13 protein-coding genes are annotated in these 14,026 nt (G+C 49.6%); 2 read left to right on the forward strand and 11 right to left on the reverse strand.

All coding sequences use genetic code 11. The annotated features are described in order from the left end of the window. Positions 1-109: 109 nt before the first annotated feature. Positions 110-232: a hypothetical protein gene (locus ACYVSB_RS11310; protein ID WP_263853261.1), complete on the reverse strand. Its 123-nt coding sequence runs from the start codon at positions 230-232 to the stop codon at positions 110-112. 621 nt (positions 233-853) lie between these two features. On the opposite strand from ACYVSB_RS11310, the gene ACYVSB_RS11315 reads away from it, so the two are divergent. Continuing rightward, on the forward strand, positions 854-958 hold the full coding sequence (locus ACYVSB_RS11315) for a putative holin-like toxin (RefSeq protein WP_225422221.1): 105 nt from the start codon (positions 854-856) through the stop codon (positions 956-958). A 737-nt stretch (positions 959-1,695) separates the two neighbouring features. Here the strand turns inward: ACYVSB_RS11315 and tyrS are convergent. From tyrS to ACYVSB_RS11360, 9 genes are all read right to left on the reverse strand, one after another. Next, on the reverse strand, positions 1,696-2,961 hold the full coding sequence (gene tyrS, locus ACYVSB_RS11320) for a tyrosine--tRNA ligase (protein WP_461219460.1): 1,266 nt from the start codon (positions 2,959-2,961) through the stop codon (positions 1,696-1,698). Positions 2,962-3,287: 326 nt separating this feature from the next. Next, the gene (locus ACYVSB_RS11325) at positions 3,288-3,611 is read right to left on the reverse strand and encodes a hypothetical protein (RefSeq protein ID WP_461219461.1); all 324 of its coding nucleotides are present in this window, start codon (positions 3,609-3,611) and stop codon (positions 3,288-3,290) included. 29 nt (positions 3,612-3,640) lie between these two features. After that, positions 3,641-4,072, reverse strand: a complete 432-nt coding sequence (locus tag ACYVSB_RS11330; protein WP_461219462.1) for a hypothetical protein — start codon at positions 4,070-4,072, stop codon at positions 3,641-3,643. Positions 4,073-4,693: 621 nt separating this feature from the next. Further along, positions 4,694-5,350: a glycerol-3-phosphate acyltransferase gene (locus tag ACYVSB_RS11335; protein ID WP_461219463.1), complete on the reverse strand. Its 657-nt coding sequence runs from the start codon at positions 5,348-5,350 to the stop codon at positions 4,694-4,696. A gap of 283 nt (positions 5,351-5,633) precedes the next feature. Beyond that, a complete protein-coding gene (locus tag ACYVSB_RS11340) occupies positions 5,634-6,536 on the reverse strand; it encodes a sigma-70 family RNA polymerase sigma factor (RefSeq protein WP_461219464.1) in 903 nt (300 codons plus the stop codon). A gap of 191 nt (positions 6,537-6,727) precedes the next feature. Continuing rightward, positions 6,728-7,558, reverse strand: a complete 831-nt coding sequence (locus tag ACYVSB_RS11345; protein ID WP_461219465.1) for a hypothetical protein — start codon at positions 7,556-7,558, stop codon at positions 6,728-6,730. 564 nt (positions 7,559-8,122) lie between these two features. Beyond that, a complete protein-coding gene (locus ACYVSB_RS11350) occupies positions 8,123-9,205 on the reverse strand; it encodes a C40 family peptidase (RefSeq protein ID WP_461219466.1) in 1,083 nt (360 codons plus the stop codon). A 201-nt stretch (positions 9,206-9,406) separates the two neighbouring features. Then, positions 9,407-9,646 (reverse strand): DUF2922 domain-containing protein, encoded by a 240-nt coding sequence (locus ACYVSB_RS11355; protein ID WP_461219467.1) that lies wholly within the window; start codon positions 9,644-9,646, stop codon positions 9,407-9,409. A 16-nt stretch (positions 9,647-9,662) separates the two neighbouring features. Further along, positions 9,663-9,875 (reverse strand): hypothetical protein, encoded by a 213-nt coding sequence (locus ACYVSB_RS11360; RefSeq protein WP_461219468.1) that lies wholly within the window; start codon positions 9,873-9,875, stop codon positions 9,663-9,665. A gap of 1,107 nt (positions 9,876-10,982) precedes the next feature. Between ACYVSB_RS11360 and ACYVSB_RS11365 the strand changes: the two genes are divergently transcribed. Further along, entirely contained in the window at positions 10,983-12,290 is a 1,308-nt protein-coding gene (locus ACYVSB_RS11365; RefSeq protein WP_461219469.1) for an FRG domain-containing protein, read from the forward strand. 232 nt (positions 12,291-12,522) lie between these two features. On the opposite strand, the gene ACYVSB_RS11370 is transcribed toward ACYVSB_RS11365, so the two are convergent. After that, complete coding sequence (locus ACYVSB_RS11370) at positions 12,523-13,764, reverse strand: SLAP domain-containing protein (protein WP_461219470.1); 1,242 nt, start codon at positions 13,762-13,764, stop codon at positions 12,523-12,525. Positions 13,765-14,026: the final 262 nt, after the last annotated feature.

Genomic DNA, 14,026 nt, shown 5'->3' on the forward strand with positions numbered 1-14,026 from the left:
CGACCTGGGTAGCTCCTGAGCATTAGCCTAGCAACTATTTTGGAGGCCGGTCTATGCCTCCAGAATAGTTGCGTAGCTAAGCGGAAGAAGCTAGGTCGGCGAACACGTTTCAACGCCACGCTCCGCTCCAGCCGCTCAACGTTTTAACAGCCGTTTGAGCACTCACGCCAATTGGCAAGCTATCGCCAGTTAATAGGAAGCCACGGAATTGACGACCGTGGTTAGTGGTCACCAGCTTTAGATTGGTGACACCAAAGCAGTCTGTTTGATGAACTACGGCAAGTTCTTGATGGATCAGTTAAAACGGTCGGTTTCCAACCAAGAAGTGTTGAAGAAACCGGTAAAGATTTCCAGTCAGAATCTAATTAAATGGGTGCGACGTGCTGCTAGACTACCGAAATATCTCGGCCGATTAATCCGCATCAGTTGGTGTTGCCGTACCACGGAAAAAGGGCAAAAAAAATAACCGTCTAAGCTTTCAGCGGCTAACGGTTATTTTTTTAACATAATCACAGCCACCGTGATTGACACGGTTCTGCAGGAGCAGCCGCGCAAGGCTACTCTTTTTATACATTCAGTATAACATAGATTCCATTTTTGGCAATCAAATTTATCCGCACGAACGAGATATAGATTAGCCAGAAGAATCTAGTATGACCAAAATCAGTCGAATTTCTGATCCTCTCCACGTCACATTTTTGTTAGGAAATTCACCTATCTTTCCAATGCTTAACCTGTTAAACTAAGTCTTGCAGAGCGAAAGTGCGGCGGTGGCTAATCTGATTCGAAAGGTTGTGGTCGAGATGACCCCATGCGATGAACCAAGTCGTAAATCTTGAGAAAGGAATAGCAAATGTCCATCACAGAAATTCTCACTTTGCTGATATTGACTGGAACGTTCATTATCCAGTTAATTCAGCTCGTGATTGACGTGATTGAATTAGGACAAAAAAAATAACCGTCTAGCTTCCCGGCTCTCGGTTATTTTCCCAAATAATCACAGCCACCGTGGTTCACACGGTTCTGCAGGAGCAGCCACCAAACGGCTGCTCTTTTTATACATTCAGTATAACATAGACTCCATTTTTGGCAATCAAATTTCACCGCATTACACAGAATAGCAAAATGTCCATCACAGAAATTCTCACTTTGCTGATATTGACCGAAACGTTCGTCATCCAGTTAATTCGGCTAGTGATTGACGTGATAAAATTAGGGCAAAAAAATAACCGCCTAAGCTTTCCCTGGCTTACGATTATTTTTTTTTAATACAATCACAGCCACCGTGGTTCACACGGTTCTGCAGGAGCAGCCACCAAACGGCTGCTCTTTTTATACATTCAGTATAACATAGTTTCCATCTTTGACAATCAAACCTCGCCGTCCAATGGAACACATCGCTCGCCGCCTGTTTACAGAACACATATATACACATATATAATAGAAAGAACACGTCAAAATCCCTGCGCAAATGGCATCCCACCAGCCGCACGATCCCGTATCACTTGCGGGTTTAGCGCGTTTCACCCAACAAAAAAAGGCGTGGCGAACCACACCTTATCAAATAACTGTGTCTCGAATTTTTGGCAGGCGCGGGAATTAGCTTGCGGTCATGCGGCTGTGCCGCTGACCGCGCGCCGTCGCGGCTGTCGCTGGCTTGTTTCTTGGGGTATTTTTAGCTGGCGTGCTTGGGGGCTAGTCTTCGATTCGCACCAAGGTGTATTTCTTCTTGCCTTTACGGACAATGACAAACTTGCCGTCAAAGGCTGCGGCGGGATCGACTTGGAAGGCCACGTCTTGTTGGCGCTGGCCGTTGATGTAGATGGCGCCGTTGTTGATGTCTTCTCGGGCTTGTCGGCGACTTGGTTCGATCGCCGTCACGTCGACGAGGAATTCGACCAGGTCGTGGGGCGCGTTGGCGATGGTCACGCCGGGCATGCCGTGGAAGCATTGCGCCACTTCATCCGCGCTCAGGCTCAAGAGATCGCCGGAGAAGAAGGCAGCGGAAATATGTTGGGCTTGTTGACAAGCGGCGGCTCCGTGGACAAAAGTCGTCACTTCTTCAGCCAGCCGGCGTTGCGCTTCCCGCTTCTCAGGCGCGCTGGCAACTTTCGCCGCCAGGGCATCAATTTCGTCGTGGGACAGGAAAGTGAAGTATTTCAAATATTTGACCACATCACGATCGTCTTGGTTCAGCCAGAATTGATAAAATTCATAAGGCGTGGTCTTTTCCGGATCCAGCCAAACAGCGCCACCAGCGGTTTTGCCGAACTTGGTGCCGTCCGCTTTCAGCATCAACGGAATCGTCAAGCCATACACCCGCGCCTCCGCGCCTAATTTCTTGTGGATCAAATCGGTGCCGGCGGTGATGTTGCCCCACTGATCCGCGCCACCGATCTGAACTTGAACATCATGTTCCTTGTACAGCGTCAAGAAATCCACCGATTGCAAAATTTGATAGGTGAACTCCGTGAAAGAAATCCCTGTCGCCAACCGTGACGCGACAACTTCCTTGTTCAACATCACGTTGATCGGGAATTCCTTGCCATAGATCCGCAGGAAATCAAGCAGGCTGATTTTGGAAAGCCAGTCGTAATTATTGACGATCGAGAAATTCTCGGTGCCAAACAAACGGGTCATTTGCTTGGTGATCGCGTCCTCATTGTGCTTGACCTGCTCCATGGTCTGCAAAGTCCGCTCGGTTTTGCGCCCGGAAGGATCCCCGATCGAGCCGGTCCCGCCGCCGATCACAATGTAAGGATGATGCCCCGCATTCTGGAACCGTTTCAAGATCATGAACGGAATCAAGTGACCGATGTGCAAGGAATCGCCGGTGGGATCAACGCCGCAATACAGGGAAACCTGCTTCTCAGCGGTCAATTCCGTCAAACCATCCAGATCTGTCACCTGATTGACCGCGTCCCGCCACGCCAAATCCGCTAAAATTTCATTTCTTTCCATGTTAACGACCTCCATCATGTCTTCTTTTATTAAAATCATTCAATCCTAACTGGTTAACCTTCCAACCGCTCGATCCCCTGCCGCGGCAAAATAAAAAGTCCCCGATCAGTTAAGATCAGGGACGATAATTTACCGCGGTACCACCCAATTACCCGCCAACGCGGACAACTTTACGTTCGTAGAGAGAACGACGCTCGTGCTCATTCTAGTGTAATTCATGTTGGGAACGCGGCTGATTCGCAGCGAGCATCAGCTTTCTGAACGCGTCTGGCCGCAACACTACTGGGCTAGATTCGACCTATTGGAATGGATTAAATGTATCAGACTTAGTGGGTTATGTCAAGGGTTGGCGGAGAACAGCCTGCCTGCGTTGGTAAAAGTAGTCTGGCCGCAGCTTGCGCTGCGAAATTCGGGGTGAGCTCGCTGTGGGCGCTGTTTTGAGCCAATCCGCAAAGTGCGCGGCTTGGCTCAAAATCAGGCCTTGGTCTAAGTGGCATAGCCACTAAGACCAATTTCACGGCGATCTCACCCCGAATTTCTCCGCTCCAGCCGCTCAACGTTATAACAGACGTTTGAGCGCTCACGCCATCCGGCGAGCTATCTTCAATTGATGGGGAACCACGCAATTGACGACCGTGGTTAGTGGTCACTAGCTTTAAGTTGGTGACACCAGGACAGTCTACCTGATGAACAAACTTGGTTCTCGATGAAGCAGCCAGAATAGTAGCGGTTTGAGCCACGCTTGGCGTCGGTGGCGGGCAGATGTGGTGGGGCTCCAGGTCGGGCTGGGGGTGGTGGAACGCGGCGGGCACGATTTTGAGCTTTTCGGAAACCCGCCGAAAATCTCAAAACTCGGCCTTATTCTAGGCGGCAAAGCCGCCAAGAATAATATCGCGGCTGACTCACCCCCAGCCCGACCTTCCGCCGACAAGCAAACAGACCACCAACGCCACGCTCCGCTCCAGCCGCTCAACGTTATAGTAGCGGTTTGAGCACTCACGCCAATTGGCAAGCTATTGCCAATTGATGAGGAACCACGCAATTGACGACCATGGTTAGTGGTCGCAAGCTTTAAATTGGTGACACCAGGACAATCTACCTGATGAACCACCCTAGTTCTCAGCGAACCTGCTTAAATTACAACACAGATCTCCCCGAATCCTATCTTTTTCACCGAGACGAGCTTGGCATTGAAAGCGGTGATTATGAGGACAAAATGAGAGGGATGTGGTGGATTTTGGGGCGGAAATTTGTCTGATTTCCAGTGTAAAAATTGGCGCTGGCCGTCAGCCGAAATCGGCCAAAAAACGGTCGGAATCGGCTGTTTGTGAAGAATGCCTTTTCCGCCAAACTGGTCGATCAACCCCCTGCTTGACTGATTATCCCGCAAAAAAGGCGCGGGCGTTGACTAAGAGGATGACCTTTTCTTAGTCTGCGCCCACGCCTGTTGACGGGAATTATTTCGATCGGATAACTATCATCGCATCGCCCGCGCTGGTTCAGTATCCGTTGCGTAGCGTAGCCATTGAGTGACTGTTCCGTCGCTGTTCAGTGGCCGTGAGTGGTCGTTCAGTAACCGTCGCGCGGCCATTCAGTGGTCATTCAGTTACTGTTCAGTGTCTGTTCGGTATCTGTTCGGTGTCTGTCCAGTTACTGTCCATTGTCTGTTCGGTGATTGTTGCCGCCCACGCCGCAGTCACATTGCCTCGCCGTCCAGCTGCAGTGGGCTCGCCTATTTCTCCGAATCGTTTTTGTCGGCGGGGGTGGTGTTGGTGGGCTTGTGCTTGAAGCGTTGCAAGAGGTCGATCTTCTTGGACTTGCCGTGAGCCAGGTTGACTAGGTCGTGGCGAAAGCGGAAGGCGGACAGTAGGGTCAAGAAACCGAAGCCGGCCGCGGTTTCCCAACCGAAGAGGAGCGTGCTGACGATGGTGAAGCTCAGCAGGATGGTCACGCCGGGCAAGGCCAGGTCCTGCGTCACCAACAGGACGGCCAGGGCGATCAACAGGCAGATCAAGCCCCACTTCAGATCGTAGGAAACCAGCAACAAGGCGGAAACGGCCACGCCTTTGCCGCCCTTGAAGCGCAGCCAGACGGGGAAGTTGTGGCCCAAAGTGGCGCCGATGCCGGCGTACATGATCGCCAAGCGGCCCAATTCAGGGAAAAGCCAAACGCTGATCAGGATCGCCGCCAATGTCTTCAGTAAATCCCCGACGAGGACCAAAATTCCGAACTTCTTCCCCAAAACAGCGCCAATGTTGGCCGTGCCGGGATTGCCGGAGCCGATTTCGTGGGGACTTTTGCCGGTGCGCCACAAACTCACGAAATAAGCCGTGATGAAATTGCCCAACCCGTAACCGATCAATAAACTGTAAACCCGTGCCATAACCATCTTTTCTGCCTCCAACTCAAGTTAGGCCAATTATATCATTTTTCACGGGGGGAAAGCACGCCCGCCGCCGCTGAAAAAATTTCTGAAAAAATCCTTGGAAAATCTTCTCCGAAAATCTCTCCCGAAAATCAGCCTCGATGATCACCCTCGAAAAATCAGCCGTCATCCCCCAGCACCCTGGCCCAGTCGCCACTACCAAAAAATCCCCGCCAGCCTTGGGCGGAGGGAGTTGCCCAGAAGCTGGTGGGGATCAGTGAAACACAGAAGTTAAGTGGCCCCGTTCCTAGAAATGATAGTCCAGGATCTGGGCGAGGTGGTCGCGCAACCGAGCGCGGCGGGCGCGGAGGGTGCGCGGGCTCAGCTGGTGCTCCCGGGCGATTTGCGTCAGCGGCTGCTCGCAAATGAAGTGATTCCAGATAATCAGCCGATCCACGGTGGCGGCACTCTTGATATAATCGCGCAGGGTCAGCGCCGTCACACTGTCCGCCTCGAAATCCAAGTGGAAGTTATCGCTGAACTGCTCGGCCAGATCATCGCACTGCCGCCGTTGTTGATAGCGCAACAGGTCGGTCAACCGCCAAATGATCGAGTTGAAAGCGAAGTTCAGGAAAGTCGGATCGGTCGCCGGCTCCCCGGGAAATTCCTGATAAGCATAGGCGAAGGCGAAGTAAGCCTCCTGAACAAAATCCTCATAATCCTGGGACCCGCGCCAGATCCCCGCCCGTTTGACCGCGCCATGGATCAGTTGCGGATAATTCAGGGCCATTTCCAGTCCCCGGGTCAACGTTTGGATCGTTGGCAAAGCTGATCCCGCCGTTGCCGCCGTCGTTGACCCCGCCGAAGCGGTCTCCGGCGGCACTGTTGGTGACGTTGGTCCGGTTGCTGACACCGGTTCGGTTGATGATGTTCGTTGAGCTGGCGATATTCGTTCCGTTGGTGACATTCGTTCAGTAGTTGACGCCGGTGCAGTTGGTGACATTCGTTCAGTAGTTGACGCGGGTTCAGTTGGTGACGTTCGTTCAGCAGATGAGATCGGTGCGGTTGATGAAGTGCGTTGTGTTGATGACATTCGTTCTGTTAATGGCGTTTGTTTCGTTGCCGGCGTGGTCGGCGCCGTTTCGTTGGGGCGCCAATTCTGAGCGGCCAGGTAAGCTTGGTCGGCTGGTGATAATTCGGATCGATTCATGTGGAAAACCCTCTTTCAGTTTATCCACAAGCGCTTGTGGTACGTTCAATTTACCAGAACGGCGCCGGCCAATCATCTCGGAGCTAGTTGCCAACGCCCCCAAGGCTTCCCGCGAATTTCCCCGCACAAATAAAAAAAACAGCGCCGTCATGTTAGCGCTGCCATTTTTGCTCCGAGGAAAAATATTTAAATTAATTGAAACTGCGACTCCGTTCTAACTGGACCAAGAAATAATGCTTGAAGTCAATGAAGATCACGGTCAAGATCCCCAATTCAGGATGGCGCCGCACGGCTTCCAACGTCAATTCTTGGAACGACAACAGATAGCGCCCGATGCCCTCGGCGCTGACCGCCTCGCAGTGACTGCGGAAATTGACATCGGCGTCGCGCAAAATATTCCGCGACAACTTGGCCAGATCCATCGGCACACCCACTTCCGCACACAAATGCCGAAACGCCTCCAATTCAATCGCGCTCATCCACTCCAAGTGCGTCAACCGCGTATCGAAATTCCGTTGCACCGGTAGCGCCACCTGCAAATTCGACGCCAATTGGAACACCCGCGTATTCGCATCCTGCCCAGCAACGATTGCCTTCGTGTGATGCAAGGCCACCCAATCAGCCAACTTGGAGCTGGAGACCCCAGACAGATGCATCGCCACCCAATTGGCGAAACACAACGACAACTCACAATTGTCCGCCTGTGCCAAGTGCGTCCGCAACGCCCGCACCACCGACACATCCAAGATACTGTGACGCATATGATATTGCAAAATTTGCTTGGTCGAACGGGGCGTAAGATAAACCCCCGCGGGCGTGATCACCATGGTTTTAATCTGCTGTGGATTCGGCGCCGTGTAATTCAGCAGCACATAAAAATCTTTGATCAGCCCCGGATCCGGTACGATGGGAATCAACTTCCGCAAGTCCGCCTGCATCAGCCGCTCCTTCGTCAACACGCCCTGTTCATTGCCCGCGATTTCAACCAATTGTTTCAAACTCAAATAATTAATTCCTGTCATCTAATTACTTCCTTCCGTTATCTATTGGTCATATCATACCAGAGGTCGTTCAATGAGTTCAAGTGTAAATTTCGCAAAAAAAATAGCGATAATACAATTTGATAAGTTCCTAAACAGCGCTATTTTGTGCCAAAAACCGGCCATTCTCCCACCGGACAAATGGCGTCAAAGTTCATAAAAGCCAAAAAGTGCTCATTATCCAATTAGAGTCATACGCCTACTAGTATCGCACCAGAAGCAACACCACCGCCACTAGTAGCTCAACGTGGGCGTCATCAGCTAGCAACCAACAAGTCGGTGACTAACGGATCACCAGACAACACGTGTCCACCACGCACCCACCCACACCAGCAGCTAACGGCCACCAGCCAACACACCGCCGTTCCCATACCAGCGCCACCAACGCCATAACCGTTGATCACCATTGACCCGAAATTTCGGGCACAAAAAAAGAGAGTCGTATCTGCTAGAAGACGACTCTCTCTTATAACACTAACCAAGAAGGACTAAGCTCTATGGGCTAAAGCTTAGCCGTGAAAATCTTGGGAGCAAAATTAAGGAGTACTAGTATACACCTGGGACGCTCATGGCGAAGCTAGGTGCGAACCATTGACTCGAACCGATCGTAACGGTCTGGCCAGGTTGTGGTGCGTGGATATACTGACCATTCCCGAGGGAAATCGCAACGTGGTAAGTGCTACCACGTGTGCCGAAGAACACTAGATCACCGGCTTGAGCGGCGCTGGCTGCCTTGATCGTGCCATCATACTCTTGTTGGTAAGTGACCCGATGCAAGTTGATCCCGAAATGCCCGTAGACATATTGAACCAACCCAGAGCAGTCAAAACCTGCTGGTGTGGTGCCGCCCCATACATAAGGGACACCCATGAAGGTCTTGGCATAGTTAACGATTTGTTGCCGTGACGCTTGCGCAGTCGTGGTGATGCTACCACTGCCAGCGTTGGAATTGTTGTTCGTATTGGTTGAACTCGAGTTATTGGTATTGCCGTTGTTGGTTGAATTGCTGGTATTACCGGAATTAGTTGCGCCCGTATTGTTAGCATCAGCGTTGCTTGCAGCTCCGCCTAAACTAACATATGAACTCAAAACCCAGCCACCATCAGCCAATTGGTACCAAGTGCCACCATTGATGGTCTTGGTTGCAACGTACTTCGCAGTCTGGCCTTTGACCATGTAACCCTTCACTTGGCTGAAGTTCATATTCTGCCAAACGGTGGTGGCGCCACTTGCGTAAGTGACCGTCAAAGTCCCAGCAGCAGCACTGGTATCAGCACTGCTCGTGTTACTAGAAGTATTGCTGTTATTACTATTATTAGTCGTACTAGTTGATCCGGAGATTTCACCGGACAGATAGGTTTCAGGAACCCAACCGCCATCGGTCGTCTCCAACCATTTCGTACCACCGACTTGCTTTGCTGAGACGAACTCAACAGTTTGGTTCGGTGAGAGATAACGTTTCGCTTTTTGACCTGCGCTAGGGCTGGTCCAAACAGTTGTTGCACCCTCTGTATAAGTAACTTTACGTGTTGCGGCTTGTGTTTCATCCGTCTTCTGTGCTGCTAATGCGGCGGTTGTCAGAACCCCGACGCCCAGCAGTAAAGATGCCATTTTCTTCTTTTGCGCCATAAAATCAATTACCCCTTTTCGAAAAAGCAGACATGAAGCACTCGACTAGTTACAGGTAATCATAACGCTTTAATGTTACGTTTGTGTAACAACAGTAACACACTTCTATGACACAACAGTCACTTTGTGCAGACGATCCCGAAACCCCCGACCAATTCTAGATTTCCAATGTGAAGAAATCTAAAGATTGTTTAAAGAAATTTACGCTTCCACCGCGTCCTTCTCTTCATCGAAGATCGGAGTGACGATCCGTTCAACGTATTGCGCGCTGAGCGGTTGATCGTAGAGACGCTCATCCCCGTTGGTAAACAACTTGGTCGCCGCGATCGCCTGCATTTGTGTCTTGACCTGATCACCTGTTAAGGCTGTGTTCACATCGCTGAGTGTGACGTGATGCTTCTTATCGAAATTGCTTTGGAAATTCAATTGTAATTGCTTCATCTTCTTCTACCTCCGCTTAACCTAAATTGACGATCTGTTTCGTGGTTACTTCCGCATCGACCACCGTCTCGTTGACCCCCAGCGCCGCGATCGCATGACCAAAGGCATTGAGCTGTTCGACAGACGGTTGGGCCACAACCTTGGTAAACCGACGGATCTTCCCGTCTTCAGGCAATTCGTCCCCGATAAAGTTGAATGCAAGTGCAGTTGCTGACCATTCTAATTCCATGATGTTTCCTCCATTGAGTTCTATTGTTAAGCCAATTTCTTGCCGGCGTAAATTGTCTTACACTATTAGTAACGTTTGAGCGACCCCAAAACGGCAAGAAATCTTCCTAAGATTTCAAAAACCTTTTCTGAGTTTCTGAGGTAATATTAATACTATACAGACCGTTTGCCATTTAAAATTCAGCCCTCATCAGACCCGCGATAGAAAAATATTATCATTAACATCACAGGAAACTTGGTCATTTTTACGAAAAAATCTTCAAAAATATTTTTAAAAAATTTGAATTTTGGCCGAAAACTGACCAATTTCGACCAGAATTTGACCCGCGCTTCGGAGAAACGCGCAGAAAATGACCAGATCAGACCCGAAAATTCTCCCGAAAATAGATCAAAATCGGCAAAAAAATCTACCACCAACCAGAAAAATTTCAAAAAAAGCGGCCACCAATTAAAAAACGACCAAAAAAGCGGCCGATTCCGTCCATCAACCGCAAAATTCGCCGCCAAAATCTAAAAAAAAGTGGCTGCCACCACGCAACTGATCTAAAAATCGGCCCCCATTATCGCGAAATTCGACAGGATTACACCAATCAGTCACCGCCAGTGGTCGCCGCGGGCCCGTCAACCACTGCCAAACGTCTAAATCTGACCACCTGGCTTATCTCTGGCCTGGCCCGCCCAATCATCCTCCACAGGTAAGAACGTGCCTAAATGACGTTTAAACGTGTTTAAACCGCCGTAAAATGAGCGCAAAACTAAAGTCAACGCGCTGAACGAGTAATGAGTTTAACGAACTGAACCGAACTTAACGGGCTGAACGGTGGACTGAACGGAAATTAACGATGTTGAACGAGACTTAACAGAGTTCAGCGAGCTTAGCAGAACTTAATGACCCTAACAAGCCTAACCACCTTCACCAACAAACGGCTAGACCCGCAAAATCAAGCCAGCCCCCCCTGTCGGCTCCACCCCATAAATCGCCTGACCAACGCCCCTGCCCCTATTGGTCGTGGTACCATCGGCTTAACAAGCAACACCTGACTGGCGCTGGTCACAGCTGAACTTAGCAATCTGGGTGCTGACTGATGAAGAATTGGAGGTTAGACTCATGACAGACGAGTATTCTAGCAAAGATGGCCGGCAGAGAACCGTGGGCTCGGTCGCCGACTACATCAAACAGATCATTCAGTTGGAACAGGACGCCAACTTGGTCAGCTCGGAGAAATTACTCTACCGCGGGGAGAATCGACTCTACCCAACAACCTTACCTGGTCTTTATCGCGATCCTAATTACATCAAATACGAAGACCGACTCCTCACTGAAATGCGACCCTTGAGCCCCAAGCGCTTCATTGCTGGCACGCCCTTTATCTCAACCTTGGCCCGTTTACAGCACCATGGCTTGCCCACTCGCACCTTAGACCTGACCGGAAATGCTCTGATTGCGCTCTACTTCGCCTGTGAAGGCGGTTCTCAGACCATTAGCAACAAGTGCAGCGCCACTGTTGACTCTAACGTTAACCAGACAGACCCCAATACCGGACGCGTCCTGATCTTTCGCGGCAATTCTCGACCTGAACCAGCGCAACCAGGAACCGCTGTGGATGCTGACTGGGACCAATTCACTACGCCGCAACACCGCCCCTCCCTCAAAACAGTCGCCAGCGATACTGTAGCAATCACCGCCAACTTAGCGCGCTTGGACCTTGACCACAAGGCGCTGTTGTTCAACGCCTTCCGCCGGACAATGCCCCACGGCTTCCGACCGTTCACCTGCTGTCAATCCCAGCACCAATCCTTCCCCAAAATGCGACCATTGCCAGTTCAACCAAACCAAGTAGCAGACCCGCTCAAGCAACGGCTAACCGACCTCCAGCAACAATATGATCTGGCCTTCACTGCCATCAGACAGTTAAGCCCCCGCCAACTCAAGCACTGGCGCCAACGCTTCAATGCGGAGACGGACGTCATCTATCTGATCCACGAAATCCAACGAGACTGCCCCAACTATAACCACCAGATCATTCCCCTAGACCTGTATCGGGACACGATCGTCCGCCTAGACCAGAACGATCCCCGGATAACACGCCAAGATGGCTATCTTCTCCTCTGCGGTGACCTGTTCACCGTCGTCAATTACCAAGACACCAGCGATCCAAACGACGACAAGTTCCAGTGGGCTCAAGCAGAGATCACCTTCCGAATCAATCAGTTGCGCCTACACCTACCCGCAACAACCAGTGACGCCCAACCAACCGCCATCGACCTCCTGATCCCAGACAAACTCAAACCTACAATTCTCCAAGAGCTAGCTGTCCTCGGCATCTCCGAAGCAACCGTCTACCCCGACATCGATCATCAGGCCCACACCGTTCGCGAGCTGGTCAGTCGCTGGGACAAGTCAATCGAGAAATAAGGGTAGCTGAGTCAGGCGGTTTGTTGACCATCAGCTCCCGGCTAAAACACAATATTCAAAATTGCAGATAGAAAAAGGGTCCAGGCGTAATTGAAAAGCGCCTGAACCTTTAATTTATCGAAAGCCATAAAGACTTGATGGTGAACGAAAATCCAGATGACAGTTCACGTTGAATCGATAATTCGAACAAAAAAACAATCCTACCGAAGTAGGATTGCCATGAAATCAATGATTATTTTTCTGAGAACTTAGCGTAATCGTTGCTAACCCATTGGTTGCCGCCAAGGTTGTAGTAAGTAGTACCCTTGATTGTAATCTTCTTGAATACTTTCCAAGCAGTACCATGAGCTAATTTCTTAGCTTTGCCGTTCGCATCGCGAACGATCTTGCCATCTTTGTAGCTATCCCATACTTGAATGCCGTAACCAGGGACGTAGCTGATTTCAACAACACCAGAAACTTTCTCTTCTGTAGGAACTTCTGCTGCTGCAGTGACATTAATGTTACGAGTAACTGTAGCATTGATTTCTTTAATTGCTCCATCTTCACTTACACTTGGGGTTGCAGAAACCTCAAAGCCATTACCTGAAGCACGATATTCTTTGGTTGTGTCATTGAATAGGCTGAACTTGACGCCATTCACTGAAGAATCAGCCAAGCTAAACTTCGCATCCAAGCTCTTAAGTGCTGTATCATCAAGACGCAATGTATAGCGTTGATAAGCAGTGCCAGCTTTGACAAACTTGCCGCCAGAAACAAGATCACTCGATACAATCGATGACATTGCAGTCATGTATTGACCCAAGTTAAGTGAAGCACCAGTATCAGAGGTAGCCTTCAAATCTGAAGTAACACCGTTATAGTCTTCGAACCCTTTTGTGCTATCGCCAATAACTGCTGATAAAGGAGCTGTAAACTGAACAGAAGCACTCTTAACAACTGTTGCAGCTGCATCTGGTGTATAAGTCAATTGATACGTGTTTGATTGTTTTTCATCATACTTCGTATCATCATCCTTGCTTTTAGTAAAGACAGTCACTTTAATGTTAACTGAACCACCATTTTTACGTAGTTGCTCGATTGCTTGCTTTGAGCTTGCGCCTGGCGTAGCCGAAATTGAGTAGAAATAGGTCGAAATGTCAGCATCAGAATTGAGTTTTGCATTCTTAGCCTTCAATAAGCCTAAAATTTTATTATCATTACCGCCATCTGCTGCGAATTCCTTCTTATCGACAAAGCCTTGACCTTCTCCGGGATCCAGAATGCTATCAAGGTCATCTGCAGTTACAGTCTTTGATCCCAAGAAACTCATGTAAGTGTTCATATCATCAGCAGCTTTATCCTCTGCTGAAACTGCTGCTGAAACAACTGATACATTGCTTGCTGCAGAAAGTGCTGGTGCAGCAACTGGTGCTACTAATAGTAAAGCTGCGGCGCAAAGGCCGACATAACGTAACTTAGAATTTTTCTTCATTACTTATTCCCTCCAAGAGACAATCTTATTATTAATTAACAAAGCTAATTGTAGCATTTAGTAATTGCTCGTGCAACCCTTTTATCGCTTAAAAGTGATTAAAGTTGCATTTTTTAGCCAAAGAAAGCCGCAAACCGAACTATTTCACCATTTAGCGACCGGTCAAGATAATCTAAATGAGAAATAGCCGAATTCCGTGGCACGAGCTTGTGGCAAACTAATGCTTACCTGTATCATAGAACTTTTTTGGATAAAATGATAG

The organism is Lapidilactobacillus salsurivasis (assembly GCF_054785215.1).